The organism is Pedococcus sp. P1_H8, assembly GCF_056405175.1.
This window is the reverse complement of record NZ_JBFUCP010000001.1, coordinates 102,449-123,100: the sequence shown is the minus strand read 5'-3', so window position 1 is coordinate 123,100 and position 20,652 is coordinate 102,449. Positions and strand designations below refer to the sequence as shown.

Annotated in this window: 18 protein-coding genes; 14 read left to right on the top strand and 4 right to left on the bottom strand. The window is 69.6% G+C overall.

The window, feature by feature from the left end:
• Positions 1–6: 6 nt before the first annotated feature.
• On the bottom strand, positions 7–1,806 hold the full coding sequence (locus AC1DYG_RS00610; RefSeq protein ID WP_477637962.1) for an ABC transporter substrate-binding protein: 1,800 nt from the start codon (positions 1,804–1,806) through the stop codon (positions 7–9).
• Positions 1,807–2,049: 243 nt separating this feature from the next.
• On the opposite strand from AC1DYG_RS00610, the gene AC1DYG_RS00605 reads away from it, so the two are divergent.
• The 10 genes from AC1DYG_RS00605 to AC1DYG_RS00560 all read left to right on the top strand — a co-directional run bounded on the left by AC1DYG_RS00605 (position 2,050) and on the right by AC1DYG_RS00560 (position 11,623).
• A complete protein-coding gene (locus AC1DYG_RS00605; RefSeq protein ID WP_477616409.1) occupies positions 2,050–2,733 on the top strand; it encodes a response regulator in 684 nt (227 codons plus the stop codon).
• Between the two features lie 30 nt (positions 2,734–2,763).
• A complete protein-coding gene (locus AC1DYG_RS00600) occupies positions 2,764–4,122 on the top strand; it encodes an ATP-binding protein (protein WP_477637961.1) in 1,359 nt (452 codons plus the stop codon).
• On the top strand, positions 4,082–4,723 hold the full coding sequence (locus tag AC1DYG_RS00595) for a hypothetical protein (RefSeq protein WP_477637960.1): 642 nt from the start codon (positions 4,082–4,084) through the stop codon (positions 4,721–4,723). The genes AC1DYG_RS00600 and AC1DYG_RS00595 overlap by 41 nt, the downstream gene beginning before the upstream one ends.
• Before the next feature lie 81 nt (positions 4,724–4,804).
• Positions 4,805–5,611, top strand: coding sequence for a DUF4184 family protein (locus AC1DYG_RS00590; protein WP_477637959.1), 807 nt, complete (start codon positions 4,805–4,807; stop codon positions 5,609–5,611).
• A gap of 58 nt (positions 5,612–5,669) precedes the next feature.
• Entirely contained in the window at positions 5,670–6,134 is a 465-nt protein-coding gene (locus AC1DYG_RS00585; protein ID WP_477637958.1) for a PPOX class F420-dependent oxidoreductase, read from the top strand.
• 109 nt (positions 6,135–6,243) lie between these two features.
• Entirely contained in the window at positions 6,244–6,624 is a 381-nt protein-coding gene (locus AC1DYG_RS00580) for a hypothetical protein (protein ID WP_477637957.1), read from the top strand.
• A 31-nt stretch (positions 6,625–6,655) separates the two neighbouring features.
• Entirely contained in the window at positions 6,656–7,846 is a 1,191-nt protein-coding gene (coaE, locus tag AC1DYG_RS00575; RefSeq protein ID WP_477637956.1) for a dephospho-CoA kinase, read from the top strand.
• A gap of 64 nt (positions 7,847–7,910) precedes the next feature.
• Entirely contained in the window at positions 7,911–10,019 is a 2,109-nt protein-coding gene (gene uvrB, locus AC1DYG_RS00570) for an excinuclease ABC subunit UvrB (protein ID WP_477637955.1), read from the top strand.
• Complete coding sequence (locus tag AC1DYG_RS00565) at positions 10,016–10,360, top strand: MmcQ/YjbR family DNA-binding protein (protein WP_477637954.1); 345 nt, start codon at positions 10,016–10,018, stop codon at positions 10,358–10,360. Before uvrB ends, AC1DYG_RS00565 begins: the two co-directional genes overlap by 4 nt.
• Before the next feature lie 258 nt (positions 10,361–10,618).
• The gene (locus AC1DYG_RS00560; RefSeq protein ID WP_477638216.1) at positions 10,619–11,623 is read left to right on the top strand and encodes a TerC/Alx family metal homeostasis membrane protein; all 1,005 of its coding nucleotides are present in this window, start codon (positions 10,619–10,621) and stop codon (positions 11,621–11,623) included.
• On the opposite strand, the gene AC1DYG_RS00555 is transcribed toward AC1DYG_RS00560, so the two are convergent.
• Complete coding sequence (locus AC1DYG_RS00555; protein ID WP_477637953.1) at positions 11,612–12,484, bottom strand: EamA family transporter; 873 nt, start codon at positions 12,482–12,484, stop codon at positions 11,612–11,614. The genes AC1DYG_RS00560 and AC1DYG_RS00555 overlap by 12 nt on opposite strands.
• 233 nt (positions 12,485–12,717) lie before the next feature.
• Here AC1DYG_RS00555 and AC1DYG_RS00550 point away from each other — a divergent pair, with 233 nt between their 5' ends.
• The 3 genes from AC1DYG_RS00550 to AC1DYG_RS00540 all read left to right on the top strand — a co-directional run bounded on the left by AC1DYG_RS00550 (position 12,718) and on the right by AC1DYG_RS00540 (position 14,829).
• On the top strand, positions 12,718–13,350 hold the full coding sequence (locus tag AC1DYG_RS00550; protein ID WP_477637952.1) for a sensor histidine kinase: 633 nt from the start codon (positions 12,718–12,720) through the stop codon (positions 13,348–13,350).
• A complete protein-coding gene (locus AC1DYG_RS00545) occupies positions 13,347–13,997 on the top strand; it encodes a response regulator (RefSeq protein WP_477616420.1) in 651 nt (216 codons plus the stop codon). Before AC1DYG_RS00550 ends, AC1DYG_RS00545 begins: the two co-directional genes overlap by 4 nt.
• Positions 13,998–14,154: 157 nt before the next feature.
• Positions 14,155–14,829 (top strand): response regulator, encoded by a 675-nt coding sequence (locus tag AC1DYG_RS00540; protein WP_477637951.1) that lies wholly within the window; start codon positions 14,155–14,157, stop codon positions 14,827–14,829.
• On the opposite strand, the gene AC1DYG_RS00535 is transcribed toward AC1DYG_RS00540, so the two are convergent.
• Positions 14,826–15,614 (bottom strand): maleylpyruvate isomerase family mycothiol-dependent enzyme, encoded by a 789-nt coding sequence (locus AC1DYG_RS00535; RefSeq protein WP_477637950.1) that lies wholly within the window; start codon positions 15,612–15,614, stop codon positions 14,826–14,828. The genes AC1DYG_RS00540 and AC1DYG_RS00535 overlap by 4 nt on opposite strands.
• A complete protein-coding gene (locus tag AC1DYG_RS00530; protein ID WP_477637949.1) occupies positions 15,611–17,425 on the bottom strand; it encodes a glycoside hydrolase family 15 protein in 1,815 nt (604 codons plus the stop codon). The genes AC1DYG_RS00535 and AC1DYG_RS00530 overlap by 4 nt, the downstream gene beginning before the upstream one ends.
• Positions 17,426–17,511: 86 nt before the next feature.
• On the opposite strand from AC1DYG_RS00530, the gene uvrA reads away from it, so the two are divergent.
• Positions 17,512–20,643, top strand: a complete 3,132-nt coding sequence (gene uvrA, locus AC1DYG_RS00525; protein ID WP_477638215.1) for an excinuclease ABC subunit UvrA — start codon at positions 17,512–17,514, stop codon at positions 20,641–20,643.
• Positions 20,644–20,652 lie beyond the last annotated feature (9 nt).

The window sequence follows — 20,652 nt, the reverse complement described above, 5'->3', positions numbered from 1 at the left end:
GTTTCCCTACCCGCCCTGCTTGCCCGCAGTGAGCCAGACGTTCGCCGGGTCGAAGTTCTGGAAGGCCGGGATGTAGACGGCGTTCTGCACCTGGCTGGCCCGGTAGTTGGGGTTCAGGGAGTTGGTGATCGGGAAGAACGCCGCGTCCTCCATGACCTGGTGGTCGGCCTTGGCCCACAGCTCCTTGGCCTCCTGCTCGGTCTTGGCGGTGGATGCCTGCTCGATGAGGGCGTTGGTCGCCGGGCTGTTGTAGAACCCGAAGTTGCTGCCGATCGGCGGGTAGGCCGCCTGGCCGAAGAAGAGCGGCTTGAAGAACGACAGGGCCGCGTTGCCGTACCAGTCCGCGCCCCAGCCAGAGGGCGTGATGTCCCACACCCCGCGCTGGGCGACCGTCGGCACCTGGAGGTACTTGGTGTAGAAGTCCGCGTTCGGTGAGGGGACACCGACGACCTTCACGCCGATCTTGGACAGGTCCTGCTGGACGGTCTGGAAGGCCTTGCTCTGTCCCTCCGAGGCGTTGCGGTACAGCATCTTGAGGGTGAGCCCGTTGGGGTAGCCCGCCTGGGACAGCATCGACTTCGCCTTGGCCGCATCGTTCGGGTAGAGGTCGAAGTCCTGCTCGCCACCGACGATGTTGGACGGGAGCACGTGCGTCAGCGGAGGGGCGATCTTGGGTCCGCCGAGCACCTGGATGATGTTGTTCCGGTTCAGCCCGTAGGACAGTGCCTGCCGGACCTCCTTCTTCTGGAGCGCCTTGTTGTTGTTCGGCGACACCGTGTTGAACACCAGGTACGGGTTGCTGGAAGAGCCCTCGCCGAGGTTGAGGTTGGGGTCCTTCTTGGCGATCAGGGCGGGCAGCTGGGACGGCGGGACGAAGGCGTCGAACTCCAGGTCGGCGCTGGGGGTACCGGTCTGCAGCTGCTGCTGGATCGAGTCCTGGCTGACCGTCTCGTTGATCACGATCTTGTCAACGTACGCCTTGCGGATCGGGTCCGAGGCCGGGTCCCACGCCGTGTTGCGGCTGAACGTGATGTTCTTCGTGGCCGTGTAGGAGTCGATCTTGTACGGCCCGTCGGAGATCGTGTGGGCGGCCAGCTCCGGGCTGCCCGGAAGGTAGGCGTCCCACTCCTTGGGAGCGGGGGAGAACGCCGGAAGGGTCAGCATGTCGACGAAGTAGCTCGCGGGGTGGATGAGGGTGAACACGACGGTCTCGTCGTCCTTCGCGGTCACGCCGGCCACCGGGGTCTTGTCGATGTATGCCGCGAGGGCCGCAGGCGTCTTGCCCACCTTCGCGAACCCGTCGCAGAACGACTGGAAGCCGACGATGAGGTCGGCGTAGTCAGGGAGGCCGCCGAACGGCTGCACCGGGTTGCAGGTGCGCTTCACGCCACGCACCATGTCCTGCGCCGTCACCTGACGGGCTGGGGTGGTGTTCCACTTGGCACCCTGACGGATGCTGATGGTGTAGGTCTTGCCGTCGGCGCTGATGCCGTTGCCCTCGGTGGGTATTGCGGTGGCCAGGTCGGGTGCCGCCTTGGTGACCTGGTCCTCGACGGCCGGGTAGGTGAACAGCTGCCGGCTCCACAGCCTGAGCGCCATGTAGCCAGCCGAGTAGTAGCTGATGTTGGGATCCATGTAGTCGACGTCGCCGGCGCCGAGGATGTTGAGCGTCCCGCCCTTGGCGACGGCGCCGCTGGAACTGGACGAGCCTGACGTGGTGCCGTCGCTGTTCGCGCAGGCAGCCAGGCCGAGACTCGCAGTGCAGACGGTGGCCAGCGCTGCGAGCCGACGTGTCCTGGGGATCATCACATCCTCCTCGGATGAGTGGGCGGAGCTGGGTTGAGGTGACACGGCCTGCCGGTCTCGCCGGACAGGTCGACTGCGAACCTAGGCAAGCTGGAGGTGGCCCGGCAGGCGGTTGGCCCGACCGTCACGGGACTGCAAGGGCCTCGTCATGGACGGCGGCCCTTCATGACGATTGCGTGACGGAACGCCATGTCCGACAGGAACTTCCGGACGGGCCTTGCGAGCCGGTGTGATACTGGCGAGGTGACGCGACGCGTGTTGCTCGTGGAGGACGACGCCCGAGTCCGCCGTGTCCTGCGCCTCGCCCTGGAGGACGAGGGCTACCACGTCTCGGAGGCGGCCACGGGGGAGCAGGGTCTGGCCGACCTGCCGCGCGAGGAGCCCGACGTCGTGCTGCTCGACGTGATGCTCCCGGACACCGACGGCTTCTCCGTGTGCCGCGAGATCCGGCACCGCAGCAACGTGCCGGTGATCATGGTGACCGCGCGCTCGGACAGCCACGACGTCGTGGCCGGACTGGAGGCCGGTGCGGACGACTACGTCACGAAACCCCTTGTCGCCAAAGAGCTTTCGGCGAGGATCCGTGCCCTTCTCCGACGGGTTGAGCCTGCGGTGGACCACCGCCCGCGCCGGCCCGTCCTGGGCGACCTCTCGATCGGGCTGGACGACGGCGTGGTGCTCCGCGACGGCGAGCCGGTCGCGCTGACCCGCACCGAGTTCCGCCTGCTCGCGGAACTGGCCGTGGCCGAGGGCCGCATCCTCAGCCGGGAGGACCTGCTCGACAAGGTGTGGGGCTACGGCTACTTCGGCGACTCGCGGATCGTCGACGTCCACATCCGTCGGTTGAGGACGAAGGTCGAGCGCGACCCTGCGAGCCCGCGCCACGTGGTGACTGCCCGCGGCCTGGGCTACCGGCTGGCCGGTTAGGTGGGGCGCGGCCCGCGCACAGCGCGCCGGGTGCTTCCGACGCGGCGGGTCGGGGTACGTGGCCGCGTCACGCTCGGGTTCGGTTTGCTGGCCCTCGGACTGTCGGCGCTCCTGTCCGGACTGGCCTGGACGCTGGTGACCCGCACCATGGTGTCGCAGACAGAGCAGACCGCGCTGGTCGAGACGGCGCTGGATCGCGGCGAGGTGGAGAACGCCCTGTCGACCGGCGCCACCGGCCTCCCCGCCGTCCTGGAGGGCGTGCCGGGAACGGACTCCGCCGCGGTGCTCGCACAAGTGGACGGACGGTGGTACGCGACGTCCCCCAGCCTGGGCCCCGCGAGCCTGCCCAGCGGGCTGGTGGCGCTGGTGAGTGGCGGCCAGGGTGCGACCCAGCGCATCCGCGTTGACGGCACCCTGCACCTCGCGGTCGGGTTGCCGCTGTCGGGCGGGCGGGGGAGCTACTTCGAGGTCTACTCCCTCAGCGAGATGCAGCGCACGGCCCGCGTCCTGTCACTCGGCCTGGTCGCCGCGGCCATCGTCACCGTGCTCATGGGACTGGGGGTGGGACGGTTCGCCAGCAGGCTGGCCCTGCGCCCTCTCACCGAGCTCAACAGGGTGGCCGCGGACGTTGCCGCGGGCCGTCTCTCCGCGCGACTGGACGCGGATGGTGACCCGGACCTCGAGGAGCTCGCCGGGTCCTTCAACCAGACCGTCGCGGACCTGCAGCGACACGTCGTCGCCGACGCCCGGTTCGCCGTCGACGTGAGCCACGAGCTGCGCACACCGATGACGACGATGCTCAACTCGATGCAGGTGATCCAGAACCGCCGGGACCAGCTACCCGAATCGGTCCGGGAGCCGGTCGAGCTGCTGGCGGACGAGCTGGAACGGTTTCGGTCCCTGGTCGTCGACCTCCTCGAGATCTCGCGACACGACGCGGGCGACCAGGTGGTCCGGGAGACAGTGCGGGTGGGCGACCTCGTCCGACGGGCCGCCGATGCGGCTGCCGGACGGGAGGTCACGTCGGTCGACCCGGCCGTGGCTGGGCTGATGATGGACGTCGACAAGCGACGTCTCGAACGCGTCGTCGCCAACCTGGTCGGCAATGCCGAGACGCATGGGGGTGGGTGCACGGGTGTGCGCGTCGAGCGTGGAGCACACGCACTTCGTGTCGTCGTGGAGGACGCCGGGCCCGGGATCGCCCCGGAGCGGCGGTCGAGAGTGTTCGAGCGCTTCGCCCGCGGGAGCTCGAACGAACGCACGGGGGTCGGGCTCGGCCTCGCGATCGTGCAGCGGCACGTGGCGCTGCACGAGGGTCACGTGCTCGTCGAGGAGACCCCCGGAGGAGGTGCCCGCTTTGTCGTCGAACTGCCGACCGTCACCTCGTGACGGGGTATGCCGCGGCGTCACCGGCGTCACCGGCGTCACCGGCGGTGCCGCTGTCGCCGTCGCCGTCGTGGTCAGCTGCCTCCTCGCACTGTCGGCCTGCTCGATCGGCACCCAGTCCGCCCCGGTGCCCGCCGTGGCCCCCACGGCCTCCGCGTCCTCGTCCGGACCGAGTCGTCAGGGCGTCCCGCTGACGATCCAGGTCTACCTGGTGCAGGGGGACCGCCTGGCTCGGCTGACCCGCACCGTTCCCCCCGGCGCGGGGCTGGAGCCGTCCTTCGTGGGCTTGGCGACACCCATCACCTCGACCATGTCGGCGGCGGGGATCCGCAGTGCGCTGCCTCTGGCCAGCACGCCGCTGCGGGGCAAGGTCGACGACGGCGTCGCCCGGATCGAGCTGCCGACCGGGTTCGAACGCATCTCCGTGCACGAGCAGTCGCTGGCGATGGCCCAGCTCGTGTTCACCGTGACCGCCAACAGCCTCGCGACGAGTGTCCAGCTGGTCCAGGGCACGAGGGCGCTGCCGATGCCTGACCCGAGCGGACAGCTGGTCACCCGACCCGTGACCCGCGTCGACTACGCGGCCTACAACCCGCCCGGCTGACGTGAGCTGACGACCGCTGAGGTCGGACGGGGTGGGCCGGCCAGCCGCGGCGCGGGCGGCTGCGGGGTTAGGGTTCCGGGCATGCCGTTCACCTTGAGCCACGTGGCGGCGGTGCTCCCTGTCATGGGACGGGGGCAGACTGCGCGCGTGGTGCCGGCCGCGTGGGTCATCGGGTCGATGGTGCCGGACCTGCCGTGGTTCTTCACAGGCGGCCGGGGTGCCGCCTTCCTGCACTCGTTGCCTGGTCTTGTCAGCGCGGACCCGGCCCTCGGCCTGGCACTCTTCACGCTGTGGCGGGGCGTGCTGTTCGCACCCGTCCGTGACCTGCTCCCGCCGATGATCGGCCTGCGCCTCCCGACGCCCGAACCCCTGGCGCGCACCCGCTGGGGATGGGCCTGCGTCGGAGTCGTCCTCGGAGCGGCCACGCATCTGGTCTGGGACGACTTCACGCACGATGGCCGCTGGGCCGTGAGCCGGATCGGTTGGCTGCACACCCAGCATGGGGGCCTACTCGGGTCGCAGTGGGCGCAGTTCGCCAGCGGCCTGGTCGGGGGAGTCGTGCTTCTCGTCGTCTGCGTGCGGCTGCTCCTGGGTGCCACGCCGGGCCCTGACGAGGGTTGGGTGTCTCCGGCGCAGCGGCGGCAGGCGGTCGCGACCGTGACCGTTGCGGGGGTGGTCGGGGCGGCCTACGGCGCCCTGTCCGTCGGTGGCCGGTCCGTCGGTGGCCTCGACGTCGAGGTCGTGCTGTTCCGGGCAGTCACCCGAGGCGGGGCCCTCGCGGCTGGGGCCGCGTTCCTGGTCTGCCTGGCCTGGTGGCTGCGTCGCCCGCGCCGCCCGCGCCGCCCGACCGGGAAACGAGTCGCGAGCTCGGCTGCGGCACGAAGGTGAGCACCCGGCATACCTGACTGGGGAGGCACGTCGCCGCCGGGTGGGTAGCGTGCAGGTCATGGGACGCACCATTGCCACCAACACCACGGTCGACCTCGACGGGCTGCTGGACTTCGTCCGGCCGCGTCACCAGATGCTGGTCATCACCAGCCGCGCCGACGGGCGCCCCCAGGCCTCGCCGGTCACCGGCGGTGTCGACGACAGCGGGCGCATCGTCGTCTCCAGCTATCGCGATCGTGCCAAGACCGCCAACGCCCGCAGGCGCCCGGAGGTCAGCGTCGTCGTCCTGTCCGACGACTTCGGTGGGGCGTGGGTGCAGGTTGACGGCGACTGCGAGGTGCTCGACGCTCCCGATTCGGTGGAACCGCTCGTCGAGTACTTCCGCAACATCTCCGGCGAGCACCCCGACTGGGACGAGTACCGACAGGCGATGGTCGACCAGGACAAGTCCATCCTGCGCATCACCCCGACTCGATGGGGCCCCATTGCCACGGGCGGCTTCCCCGCCCGGCTCGCTGACTGAGGGCTCCGACCGAGCGGTGGTGGTCGGCTCAGTGTCCACCGGTCACGGTTCCGCCTCGAAGCACCGGGAGCAACGCCCGGGGCCACCGAGGTGGCACTAGCGTCCGCCCATGGAGACGATCACCTGGCGGTGGGTACTGGGGTGGTTGGGCAAGGGGGTGGTGGCGTTGGCCAGTGTGCCCAGCTGGCTGCTCGCCGCGTACCTGATGGCCTGGTTCTGGCCCGGCGCGAAGCATGGTCAGACCTGCGATCTCGTCCACCAGGATTGGTGCAAGCCGGGCTGGGGCATGCCGCAGTACGTCACGATGGCGGTCCTCCTCGGGCTGTCGAGCCTGCTCCTCGCAACCGCCGCCGTCAGCGCCCTGATCCGGCGGGGACCTCGCGGTATGTGGCTCGCCGCCTGTGTCTGCGCCCTGCTGGCCGGCGCCGCAGTCACGATCCTGCCGGCGCTGCTCAAGCCGCACGCACCGCAGTGGTGGTTCGCCCTCTGACGACCCAAGCCGTGCCGGTAGGGTGGGTGCCATGTTGCGCGTGGGTCTCAGCGGAGGCATTGCGTCGGGGAAATCCACTGTGGCTCAACGGTTTTCGGACCTCGGCGCGGTCGTCATCGATGCCGATGTCCTCGCGCGTGAGGTGGTCGCGGCTGGGAGCCGCGGGCTCGAGGCCATCGTCGAGCGATTCGGTGAGGGTGTCCTCGATGACGCCGGAGCCCTCAACCGTCCTGCCCTGGGTGCCATCGTGTTCGCCGACGCGCAGGCACGACGTGACCTCGAGGGCATCACCCACCCGCTCATCGCGCGCCGGACTGCTGAGCTCGTGGCTGCCGCGCCGGAGGATGCCGTGGTGGTCCATGACGTCCCGCTCCTGGTGGAGAAGGGCTACGGGCCCGGGTACCACCTCGTCGTGGTCGTGGGTGCTGACGCGCAGACGCGGGTCAAGCGGCTCATGCACGCGCGGGGGATGACCGAGGCCGATGCCCTCAGCCGGATCGCGGCCCAGGCCACCGACGAGGAGCGCCGCGCGGCGGCCGATGTCTGGCTCCACAACGAGGGGCGGAAGGACGACCTCCTCGATGCGGTCGACGTGCTGTGGGCCGAGCGGCTGGTGCCGTTCGAGGAGAACGTCCGTCGCGGCATACGTCACCCGAGGGCCGAAGGGCTCGCGCTGGTCGCGAGCGACCCGACGTGGCCGACACAGGCACAGCGACTGCTCGCGCGGCTCCGGCTGGCGTTCGGTGACGCGCAGGTGACGGCGGACCACGTCGGAAGCACGGCCGTGCCGGGCCTTCTCGCCAAGGACGTCATCGACCTCCAGGTGGGTGTCCGGTCGCTCGACGACGCGGACGACCCGGACCTCGTGGAGCGGCTGACCAGGGCCGGGTTCCCCCGTCCCGAGGGGGACTGGGCCGACAACGCGAAGGACGGCACGACCTGGCCCAAGCGGTTCCACGGCACGGCTGACCCGGGTCGCGTCGCCCACGTGCACGTGCGGGAGGTGGGCAGTCCGGGGTGGCGTTGGGCCCTGCTGTTCCGCGACTGGATGCGTGCGGTGCCCGAGGCGCGCGAGGAGTATGCCGCGGAGAAGCAGCGGATCGCCGCGACCGGCGCCACGGCCAGCGAGTACGCCGAGGCCAAGGAACCGTGGTTCGACGCGGTGCACGAGCGGGTCGAGGCCTGGGCGCGCGAGACCGGGTGGCAGCCGGCTCGGGGCTGAGGGCACTGGGGCGGTCCCGAGGCGGTGTGCTGCCCCTGTCAGTGGGGAGGCATACGGTGGGCGCATGCGCCCCACGACAGACCTGCAGCGCACGGTCGCCCCGTTCGAGGTCGTCTCCGAGTTCTCGCCTGCGGGAGACCAGCCCACTGCCATTGCCGATCTCACGACCCGGATCCGGGCAGGGGAGAAGAACACCGTCCTGCTCGGGGCCACCGGCACCGGCAAGTCGGCCACGACGGCTTGGCTGATCGAGCAGGTGCAGCGGCCGACGCTGGTGATGGCGCCCAACAAGACGCTGGCGGCGCAGCTGGCCAACGAGTTCCGTGAGCTGCTGCCCAACAACGCCGTCGAGTACTTCGTGTCCTACTACGACTACTACCAGCCCGAGGCCTACATCCCGCAGACGGACACCTACATCGAGAAGGACTCCTCGATCAACGACGAGGTCGAGCGACTGCGGCACAGCGCGACGAACTCGCTGCTGACCCGTCGGGACGTCATCGTCGTGGCCTCGGTGTCCTGCATCTACGGCCTGGGCACGCCTCAGGAGTACGTCGACCGGATGGCCCGCCTGCGCGTCGGCCAGGAGGTCAACCGCGACGACCTCCTGCGACGCTTCGTCCAGATGCAGTACACCCGCAACGACCTGGCGTTCACCCGCGGGACCTTCCGCGTCCGCGGCGACACCGTCGAGATCATCCCCGTCTACGAGGAGCTCGCGGTCCGCATCGAGTTCTTCGGCGACGAGATCGAGCGCATCTACACACTCCACCCGGTGAGTGGCGAGATCATGCGCGAGGAGCAGGAGATGTACGTCTTCCCGGCGACCCACTACGTCGCCGGCCCCGAGCGGATGGAGCGGGCGATCCGCGGCATCGAGCTCGAGCTCGCAGACCAGCTCGCGGCCTTCGAGAAGCAGGGCAAGCTGCTCGAGGCCCAGCGGCTGAGGATGCGCACCACCTATGACATCGAGATGATGCGCCAGGTCGGCTCGTGCTCGGGCATCGAGAACTACTCCATGCACATCGACGGCCGCGGTCGCGGGACGGCGCCCAACACCCTGCTCGACTATTTCCCCGAGGACTTCCTGCTCGTCATCGACGAGTCCCATGTCACCGTGCCCCAGATCGGTGCGATGTACGAGGGCGACATGTCGCGCAAGCGCCAGCTCGTCGACCACGGTTTCCGGCTCCCGTCCGCCATGGACAACCGTCCCCTGCGCTGGGAGGAGTTCCTCGGCCGGATCGACCAGACCGTCTACCTGTCCGCCACACCGGGTCCCTACGAGCTGGCCCAGAGCGAGGGGATCGTCCAGCAGATCATTCGGCCGACCGGTCTGGTGGATCCCGAGGTGATCCTCAAGCCCACCAAGGGTCAGATCGACGACCTGCTCCACGAGATCGGCGAGCGCACCAAGGTCAACGAGCGCGTCCTGGTGACGACGCTGACCAAGAAGATGGCCGAGGACCTCACCGACTACCTCCTCGACAAGGGCGTGCGGGTCCGCTACCTCCACAGCGAGGTCGACACCCTGCGCCGTGTGGAGCTGCTCCGAGAGCTGCGGATGGGGGAGTACGACGTCCTCGTCGGGATCAACCTGCTGCGTGAGGGCCTCGACCTGCCGGAGGTCTCGCTCGTGAGCATCCTCGATGCCGACAAGGAGGGGTTCCTGCGCTCGGCGCGATCGCTGATCCAGACCATCGGGCGGGCCGCGCGCAACGTGTCGGGTCAGGTCCACATGTACGCCGACAAGATCACGCCGTCGATGCAGGAAGCCATCGAGGAGACCCAGCGCCGCCGCGAGATCCAGATCGCCTACAACCTCGAGGCCGGGGTAGACCCCCAGCCGTTGCGCAAGAAGATCGCCGACATCACCGACCTGCTCCAGCGAGAGGACGCCGACACCGAGGCCCTGATCGGCTCGGGACGCAGCCAGTCGCGGGGCAAGGGCGGCGGACGAGGTGGCCGGGGAGCCGTCCAGGCCGACGCAGGGGTGGCCACCGACCGGCTGCGCAACCTGCCCGCCAACGACCTGGCCAACCTCATCCAGGAGCTGTCGACCCAGATGCACCAGGCGGCGGCCGACCTGCACTTCGAGCTGGCCGCGCGGCTGCGCGACGAGATCGGCGACCTGAAGAAGGAGCTGCGGCAGATGTCCGAGGCCACCAAGTGACGCCGGACGAGCTGCGCGAGCACTGCCTGACCAAGCCAGGAGCCTGGGCGGACCAGCCGTGGGAGGGCGATTTCGTCGCCAAGGTCGGCGACAAGATCTTCGCCTTCATGGGCAGCGAGTCGGTCGGGCTCAAGTGCGGCGCGAACCGGACCGAGGCCGACGAGTGGATCTTGCAGTACCCGGACGATGCCTCGGTGATGGCCTACATCGGCAGGTCCGGCTGGAACACCCTGCGCCTGGGCGGTGCGATCGCCGACGACGAGCTCCGCGAGGCCGTCGACGCCTCGTACGACACGATCGTCGCCAAGCTCCCCAGGTCACGGCGGCCTCCGCAGGCCTGACGCGCCGGGCCCGTCGGGTGGCCGGATTGGGTTTGCGGGTCGGAGTCTGGGACACTGGCTCCAGTTCATCGGAGGGGAGTATCCCCACGCGGTGTCCTCGTCATCACGGTCGCTCGTCGCACGGCTCACCCAGCCGCACGGCATACCGACCCGGGGAGCCGGTCCGCACCTGTCTGGGGCGGGAGAGACCTCCGGCCACCTCGTCGTGACCGGAAGGTTCCCACTGTGACCGCGTTCGTTGCCACCACTGCCACCAGGATGGAAGTCCCCACCTGGGTCTGGTACCTCACCGTCGGCCTGATGGCCGCCGTCCTGCTCTTCGACGTCTTCATCATCGCGCGGCGCCCGCACGTGCCGTCGACGAAGGAGGTCAGCGTCTCGCTGGCCGGCTACATCGGCGCGGCCGTGCTGTTCGGGCTCGGCGTGTGGTGGTTCACCCACGACCAGGCCGGCGCCAAGTTCATGACCGAGTACTACGCGGGCTGGCTGACCGAGTACTCGCTGTCGGTCGACAACCTGTTCATCTTCCTGCTGATCATGGCCAGGTTCGGTGTCCCGGAGAAGCTCCAGCAGTCGGCCCTGCTCATCGGCATCATCATCGCCATCGTGCTGCGCGGGATCTTCATCGCCGCCGGCGCCGCCGCGATCGACCGGTTCTCATGGGTCTTCTACATCTTCGGTGCCTTCCTCATCTACACGGCCGTCAAGCTCGCCAAGGAGGGCGAGAGCGACGACGACGAGTACGAGGAGAACCGCTTCATGAAGTTCGTCGAGCGCCGGTTCCCCGCGACCGACCAGTACGCCGGCGCCAAGCTGTTCACCCGGATCGACGGCAAGAAGCTCGCCACCCCCATGTTCATCGTCATCATGGCGCTGGGCACCACGGACCTGCTGTTCGCACTCGACTCGATCCCGGCGATCTACGGCCTGACCAAGGAGCCCTACCTGGTCCTCACGGCCAACCTGTTCGCCCTGATGGGTCTGCGCCAGCTGTACTTCCTCATCGGTGGCCTGCTCAAGAAGCTCGTCTACCTCAGCCTCGGCCTGGCCGTCCTGCTGGCCTTCATCGGGGTCAAGCTGGTGCTGCACGCGCTGCACGAGAACGAGCTGCCGTTCATCAACGGCGGCCACCACGTGACCGCTGCCCCCGACATCCCGATCTCGGTCTCGCTGGGCGCGATCGTCGTCATCCTCGGCGTCACGACCGTCGCGAGCCTGCGCAAGTCCCGCAGGGACGAGCGGGAGCGGCTCTCAGCCTCCTGACGCGGCGGGGTCCTTGCGCTGGCCGGTGCCCATGACCAGGGCGCTGGCCACGACGACGAGGGCCATCCCGGCGAGCTGCAGCTGCCCGAGCCGTTGTCCGAGGACGACGAGACCGGCAAGGGCGGCTGCAGCTGGCTCGAGGCTGAGCAGGATGCCGAAGACCCGCGGGCTCAGGAGCCGCAGGGCAGCCAGCTCGAGCGAGTACGGCAGCACCGAGGACAGCACGGCGATGCCCAGCCCCTTGGCGACCGACTCGGTGGACCAGGAAGCCGCGCTCGCCGCACCGAAGGGGAGCGTGACCACCAGCGCGACGGCCATGGCGAGGGCAAGCCCCTCGAGCCTGGGGAACTCGCGACCCGCCCGACCACTGGCAAGGATGTATGCCGCCCAGCAGGCTCCCGCGAGCGCGGCCAGTCCCAGCCCGGTCCACTCCATGTCCGCGAACGGTGTGTCGAGGGCTTCGGAGATGAGGAGCACCCCGACGGCGGCGGCGGCGACCGCAGCGATGTCGCGCAGCCGTCGCGACAGGGCCGTCGCGAGGGCCAGCGGGCCGAGGAACTCGACCGTCACCGCGACGCCGATGTGCAGGTGGGCGAGCGAGGAGTAGAACGCCAGGTTCATCAGGCCGAGGGCGCAGCCGAACGCCAGCACGGTCAGCCAGGCCGTCCGGCCGTGACCGCGCAGACGCGGCCGCGCGATCGCCCACAGGATGGCCGTGGCGAACAACAGCCGGAGGGTGACGGAGCCCCCTGCACCGATCTCGGGGACCAGCGTGGCGGCCAGCGCGCCACCGAACTGCACCGAGACGATGGCGGCGAGGACCAGGAGCAGCGGTCGTGCCGGAGTCCGCGTCGCCACCATGGTTGGCGACTCTAGTGAGGTGCGATGCCATCACCGTCACCTCGGCGGTCGCAGGGCACCTGACGCACCCCGTGGCGAGAGCACGCAACCGGCAAGTATTGGCGAGGTCACCTAGTCCCTAATGACTATTGCTGCCCGTCTTTTTGAACTCATACCGTTGACGAGTCGCGGAACCACAAGGAGACCTCACAGGGGGTGCTGGTCTCCGGTCTGCGGGGTTGTGAGGGACATACATGGCTGCATTTCTGGAAGATCGCCAGCGCCCAGTCGCTGGCGGGGAGATCGACACCGTAAGAGCGCTGCTGCACGACCTGCGTCAACCGTTGGCCGCGATCCTGCTCCTGGCAGGCACCGAGGGCGGGGACGTCGGTCGCAAGATGGACGGTATCGCCGGACAGGCGCGTTGGCTCGCTGAGCTCGTCGAGACGAGCCTCAGCGAGGCGGCGGCCGACGAGGTCACGGCCACGGACGTGGTGGCCGTCGCGACCCGGGCTGTGGCGCGGGCTCGTGCCACGGCGAGCTGCGAGATCACGATCGACTCGAGCGGAGCGCTCGAGGCGTGGGCCCGTCCGGTCGCGTTGAGCCGGGCCCTGGCCTGCGTGCTCGACAACGCCGTGCGTGCCGCCGGCGACGGCGGGCACGTGCACGTCGACGCCTATGCAGACCGCGAGGGTGCTCACCTCATGGTCACCGACGACGGCCCCGGCCTCGGCAAGGTCACCGCACGCACGTCGTTGGGCCTGACCACGACCCGGGCCATGGTGGCTGCCTGCCACGGGTCCTTCACGCTCCACGCGGCCGACGGTGGGGGCACCGTCGGCGAGATCTGCCTCGCTCAGGCCCAGCTGGGGCTGGTGGCGTCATGAGGATCGTTGTCTGTGACGACCACCTGCTGCTCCTCGAGGCGCTCGGCCTCGCGCTCGGCGCCCGCGGACACGAGGTGGTCGCCCTGGCGGGTACCCCCGAGGAGGCAGTCAGCGCCGTGGCGATGCACCGTCCCGACGTGTGCCTGCTCGACGTCAACTTCCCCGGCGGCACCTCGGTGTCGGCGATCCACGTGATTCGCGAGATCTCCCCGGAGACCAAGGTCGTGATGCTGTCGGCCGAGGCCGACCACTCGATCGTGGGCCGGGCGATCGCCGAGGGCGCATCGGGTTACGTGGGCAAGGAGAAGCCCATCGTCGAGATCGTCGAGATGCTGGACCGCGCCGTCCGTGGCCAGCTGGCGGTCGAGCCGTCCCTGCTGCAGCGGGCCCTGCGTCCGTCGAAGTCGACGGACGACCCACTGTGGGCACTGCAGTTCCTGACCGACCGCGAGTGGCAGGTCATGCGCTGCATCATGGACGGCCAGACCACCGAGGAGATGGCGACGTCCCTCGGGGTCCAACGGAGCACGGCACGCACCCACGTCCAGAACCTGCTCACCAAGCTTGGGGTCCACTCCAGGCTCCAGGCGGCAGCCCTGATGTCGGCGCACGGCTCTCACGAGTCCTGGCCGGCCCACCTGCGCTGAGCGGCACGTCGTCCCGTCGTCCGGACGGACGGACGGAGTCGTCCGGACGGACGGAGCTGTCTGGACGGAACGGACTAGTCCGGTCACCCTTTTGACGTAGGACGCACTCCGGCACGGGCCGGTTTTGTCCGCTCTGCCGGTACGCCACCGTGGGGCCATGCCAGCCCCCGTGCGCGTCTTGCTCGTGGATGACCACCAAGTGTTCGTCGACGCCCTGGCCATCTGTCTGGGGGACTACCCGGACATCGTGGTCCAGGGTTCCGCGACCAGCGTCGCCCAGGCACTGCGGCGCCTCCAGGAGGTCGAGTGTGACGTCGTCGTCCTCGACCTCGACCTGGGGGGCGAGGACGGTCTCGCGGTCGCCCGGGAGGCATTGGCGACCAAGCCGTCGATGGGCATCGTCGTCGCCACGGGGGCGGCGGCCGGCGACCAGATCGTCGAGGCCGTGCAGATGGGCGTGCGTGGCTGGGTGGTCAAGACCGAGACCGCGGAGGCGCTCGTGGACGCCATCCGCGGTGTCGCGCGTGGGGAGACCCGGATCCCGGCCGGCCTGCTGGCCGGCGTCCTCGTGGCCCTGTCGCGCGGACAGCGCACCACTGTCGAGCACGTCCAGGGCATCCGGGAGCTGACCGGGCGCGAGCTCGAGGTGCTCGGCTGCCTGGTCGAAGGAATGAGCCGCACCGAGATCGGCACGCTGCTGCACGTGTCCCCCAACACGGTGCGCACCCACGTCCAGAGCATCCTGCACAAGCTCAAGGTGCACTCCGCCCTCGCGGCCGTCGCCATCGCACGGCGGGCCGGCATCACCGGGGCGTCGATCCCGACGTCCTAGGCGCCTTGAGGGAGTTCCGGCAGGTCGCCCTCGGCCCCGACCCCGGTGTCGATCCGCCTGGCCAGCCAGAGCAGTACCCCGGCCCGGGAGCCGTGGATCTCGGTCGTGGGGTCCCCGACCAGCCACCGGTCGCCCTCCTGCGTCCGCAGGTCCAACCCCGGTGGGTGGCTGCCCATCCGCAGCCTCGACACCGCATCGTCGATGAAACGGCCCAGCAGCTCGGGCTCGACATCGGCGAACCCGAACCCGTCATCGAGGTCGACGTGGTGGTAGACGACCTCGCGCAACCGCAGGAACGGCAGCGCCAGCGGCGAGATCCTCAGGCCACCGCGCATCTCCACCTCGTCGACGGCGAGCGGCCCGCCGAGCTCGGCCAGTCGCGGTGCAAGGTCGGCAGCGGTGCTGGCGAGGTCGTCGGCGAAGGCGCCCGCAGGTCGGCGGTCGTCGGGCGAGGCCGGCCCGGCCCGCAGGGCGCCCTCCTCGATCTCGGCGTCGCGGGCAGTGCTGCCTCCGGGATACATCTCCCGGCGCTGTCCGTCCAGCGCCCACTCGGTGAGCCGCAGGATCGCGTCGGCGTTGCGGGCCACGTGGGTGAGGATGTGGGCGCGGCTCCAGCCCTCGCAGAGCGACCTCGCCCGGATGTCGCCGACGTGGGTGGCATGGTCCACCAGCAGCTGCGTATGCCGCGCGACCGCCGCGAGGTCTGCGGCCAGGTCGGCAGGGGAGCCCAGGCCCGCGCCCGGGCCTGCACCGGCAGTCGTGGAGTCGGTCGTGGAGTCGGTCATGGCAGTTGTCCTCCCGGGCTGGCGGCCCCCTTCGCCTCGGCCTCGGCGAGGGCGTGGGCCGCGCCGATGAAGGTGAGGTGGGAGAAGGCCTGCGGGAAGTTTCCCACCATCCGCTTCTCGTGGGGGTCGTACTCCTCGGAGATCAGGCCGACGTCGTTGAACAGCGAGACGAGGCGGTCCATCAGGTCGCGGGACTTCTCGACCTGTCCGCACACGGCATACGCGCTCACCAGCCACCACGAGCAGGCCAGGAAGGGGTGCTCGTCGCCGGCGAGGCCGTCCACGCCGCTCTCGGTGCGGTAGCGCAGCAGGAAGCCCTCACGCATCAGGTCCTGCTCGATGGCGGCGACGGTGCCGAGGACCCGTGGGTCCTCGGGAGGGAGGAAACCCACGAGCGGGATGAGCAGCAACGAGGCATCGACCTCGGTCGTGTCGTAGTGCTGCGTGAAGGTGTTGCGCTCGGCGTTGAAGCCCTTGCTGAGGATCTCGTCGCGCACCTGGTCCCGCAGCTCGCGCCACTGCTGGACCGGGCCGTCGAGGCCCCACTTCTCGACCCCGCGGACCGCGCGGTCGAACGCCGCCCACACCATGACGCGCGAGTGGGTGAAGTGCCGCAGGGGGCCGCGGATCTCCCACAACCCGTTGTCCGGCTCCTGCCAGTGGCGGGCGAGGTTCTGGACCAGGGCACGCTGCATGGCCCACGACTGGGTCGACACCTCCAGCCCGCGGGCGCGGGCTTCGTCGAGGGCGATCATCACCTCGCCGAGGACGTCGGACTGACGCTGGTCGACCGCGCCGTTTCCGATCCGGACAGGGGTCGACCCGGCATACCCGGCGAGGTGGTCGAGCGTGCGCTCGGGCAGCCGACGGGACCCGTTGATGGTGTACATGATCTGCAGGTCCTCGGGGTCGCCGGCCACCGCACGCAGCAGCCAGTTCCGCCAGAGGCGGGCCTCGTCGACGTACCCCGATGCCAGCAGCGCCTCGAGGGTGAGGGAGGCGTCGCGCAGCCAGCAGTAGCGGTAGTCCCAGTTGCGCTCGCCGCCGAAGTCCTCGGGCAGGCTCGTCGTCGGCGCCGCGACGATGCCGCCGTAGCGTGAGTGGGTCATACCGCGCAGCGTCAGGAGCGACCGGACGACGAGCTCGCGGTAGGGGCCCTCGTAGTCGCACCGGGCCGCCCACTCGTTGGACACCCGGATGGTCTCGGCGATCCTCGAGTCGATGTCCAGTGGCGGCGGGACCTGCTCGAACGAGGGGAACCACGTCGTCGAGAACGTGTGGGTCTCGCCGGCGGCGACGTCGAACTCGTCCTCGTGATGCCCGTCCCGGGCGTGGGGGAGCCTGCTGCCCCGCAGCACGAGCATGTCCGGCCCGGCGACCGCGGTGATGACGTCGCCGTCGAGGCGGTGGCCCACGCTGTGCGACACCCATGGGCGGACCTTGCCGTAGTCGAACCGGACGATCCACTCGTGCTGCATCGTGACCCGGCCCCGCAGTCCCTCGACACTGCGGATGATGTCGGCCCGTCCGTCGCCGAGGGGCATCAGGTCGGTGACCTTCACCGCGCCCGTGTCGGTCTCGTGGACGGTCTCCAGCACGAACGAGTTCTCGATGTACCGACGGGTGCTGCGGGCGGGCCCCTTGGGACCGAGCAGCCAGCGCCCGTTGTCGGGGGTGCCGAGCAGCGCGGCGAAGCAGGCGGTGGAGTCGAACCGCGGCAGGCACAGCCAGTCGATCGATCCCGCGCGGCTCACGAGGGCGGCGGTCTCGGTGTCGCCGAGGACGGCATACTCCTCGATGGGGGTGCTCATGACGAGAGGGTATGCCGCGTGCCCGGGTGCGCGCGGGAGGCGCTGGCTGGGTGGTCGGGACAGGGTTGTCGGTGTCGCCACCTACGATGGTGCGCGTGACTTCAGCCGTGCCCGCCCGCCGCCACCAGCACGACCAGCTCATCGTCCGGGGTGCCCGTGAGCACAACCTCAAGGACGTGTCGGTCGAGCTGCCCCGCGACTCGCTGATCGTCTTCACCGGCCTGTCCGGGTCCGGCAAGTCGTCGTTGGCCTTCGACACCATCTTCGCCGAGGGCCAGCGTCGCTACGTCGAGTCGCTGTCGGCCTACGCGCGCCAGTTCCTCGGCCAGATGGACAAGCCCGACGTCGACTTCATCGAGGGTCTGTCCCCGGCGGTCTCGATCGACCAGAAGTCGACCAACCGCAACCCGCGCTCCACGGTCGGCACCATCACCGAGGTCTACGACTACCTCCGCCTGCTGTTCGCGCGGGCGGGGCGCCCGCACTGCCCCGTCTGTGGGGAGCCGATCACCCGGCAGAGCCCGCAGCAGATCGTCGACCGGCTCCTGGAGCTGCCCGAGAAGACCAGGTTCCAGGTGCTGGCCCCGGTCGTGCGCGCCCGCAAGGGGGAGTACGTCGACCTTTTCGGCGAGCTGCAGAGCAAGGGCTTCTCGCGGGCCCGGGTCGACGGCGAGGTCGTGTCTTTGACGGAGCCGCCCAAGCTGGAGAAGCAGGTCAAGCACACCATCGACGTCGTGGTCGACCGCCTGGTGGCCAAGGGCAACGACACCGGGGCCAAGCGACGGCTCACGGACTCCGTCGAGACCGCCCTGGGGCTCGCCGGCGGAGTCCTGGTCGTCGACTTCGTCGACAAGGACGCCAAGGACCCCGAGCGTGAGCGGCGCTTCTCCGAGCGGATGGCCTGCCCCAACGACCACCCGCTGGCGATGGACGAGGTCGAGCCCCGGTCGTTCTCGTTCAACAGCCCGTTCGGCGCCTGTCCCAAGTGCACGGGCCTGGGGACCGAGCTCGAGGTCGACCCCGAGCTGCTGGTTCCCGACGAGGACCTCACCCTCGGCGAGGGAGCGATCGCGCCCTGGGCGTCGACGAGCGGGTCCGCGGAGTACTTCCAGCGGGTCATGACGGCCCTGGGCGAGGACCTCAAGTTCACGATGGACACGCCGTGGCACGCCCTGCCGGATCGCGCCAAGGAGGCGCTCCTGCACGGCCAGAACTACAAGGTCCACGTCCGCTACAAGAACCGCTACGGGCGTGAGCGGTCCTACACGACCGGCTTCGAGGGCGTCGTCCCGTTCGTGAAGCGGCGGCACTCCGAGACCGACTCAGAGTGGAGCCGGGAGCGCTACGAGGGGTTCATGCGCGAGGTGCCGTGTCCCGAGTGCGGTGGCGCCCGCCTCAAGCCTGAGTCGTTGGCGGTGCACATCGGGGGTCGCAGCATCTCGGCCATCTGTGCGCTGGCCATCGCCGACTGCGCGAAGTTCCTCAAAGAGGTCGACTTCACCGCCCGTGAGCGGCAGATCGCCGAGCGCGTGATCAAGGAGATCGACGCGCGGCTCGGGTTCCTGCTCGACGTCGGGCTCGACTACCTCTCGCTCGACCGCCCGGCGGGCACCCTCTCCGGTGGCGAGGCCCAGCGGATCCGGCTCGCGACCCAGATCGGCTCGGGCCTGGTCGGAGTCCTGTACGTCCTCGACGAGCCGAGCATCGGGCTGCACCAACGCGACAACCACCGGCTCATCGAGACGCTGACGCGGCTGCGCGACCTCGGCAACACGCTCATCGTCGTCGAGCACGACGAGGACACGATCGCGACCGCCGACTGGGTCGTCGACATCGGCCCCGGAGCGGGGGAGCACGGCGGATTCGTCGTCCACTCGGGCACCGTCCAGGGACTGCTCGAGCACCAGGACTCGATCACCGGCAAATACCTCTCCGGGCGCCTCGAGATCCCCATGCCGGCGCTGCGCCGACCCCAGGAGCGGGGGCGCGAGGTCACCGTCGTCGGGGCTCGCGAGCACAACCTGCATGGTGTCGACGTGTCGTTCCCGCTGGGCAACCTCGTGGCGGTCACGGGGGTCTCGGGCTCGGGCAAGTCGACGCTCGTCAACGACATCCTCTACAACGTCCTGGCCAACAAGCTCAACGGCGCCCGCCACGTCCCGGGACGCCACAAGACGGTCAAGGGCCTGGAGAACCTCGACAAGGTCGTCCACGTCGACCAGAGCCCGATCGGCCGGACCCCGCGGTCCAACCCGGCGACCTACACGGGGGTCTTCGACGCGGTGCGCAAGCTGTTCGCGACGACGACCGAGGCCAAGATCCGTGGCTACCAGCCGGGTCGGTTCTCGTTCAACGTCAAGGGCGGCCGCTGTGACGCGTGCTCGGGCGACGGCACCATCAAGATCGAGATGAACTTCCTTCCCGACGTCTACGTGCCGTGCGAGGTGTGCCACGGGGCGCGCTACAACCGCGAGACGCTCGAGGTCCACTTCAAGGGCAAGACGATCGCCGACGTCCTCGACATGCCTATCGAGGAGGCCGCCGACTTCTTCGCCGCGGTCCCCGGGATCGCTCGCCACATGAAGACGCTCAACGAGGTCGGGCTGGGCTACGTCCGGCTCGGTCAGCCGGCACCCACGCTGTCCGGTGGTGAGGCGCAGCGCGTCAAGCTGGCGGCCGAGCTGCAGAAGCGGTCGACGGGCCGGACCATCTACGTCCTCGATGAGCCCACCACAGGGCTGCACTTCGAGGACATCCGCAAGCTGCTCCTGGTCCTGCAGGGCCTGGTCGACAAGGGCAACACCGTGATCGTCATCGAGCACAACCTCGATGTCATCAAGAACGCCGACTGGATCGTCGACATGGGTCCCGAGGGCGGCAACGGCGGAGGCAGGGTCATCGCCGAGGGCACCCCCGAACAGGTCGCCACGGTGGAGGACAGCTACACCGGGCAGTTCCTCGCGCCCATCCTGGCCCGCAGCGCCCGCACCCCGCAGCGCCCGACGGCTGCCGCCAAGCGCACGGCCGCTGCGGCTGCCCCGAAGAAGACCGCGACCACCAAGACGGCAGCGACGAAGACGGCAGCAAAAGCAGCAACGAAGAGGGCGACCACGACAAAGGCGACAGCGACGAAGGCGACAGCGAAGAAGGCGACAGCCACGAAGTCCGCCGGCCCCAAGGTCGTAGCAAAGACCGCGAAGGCGACCTCGAAGAGGTAGAGCCCGTCA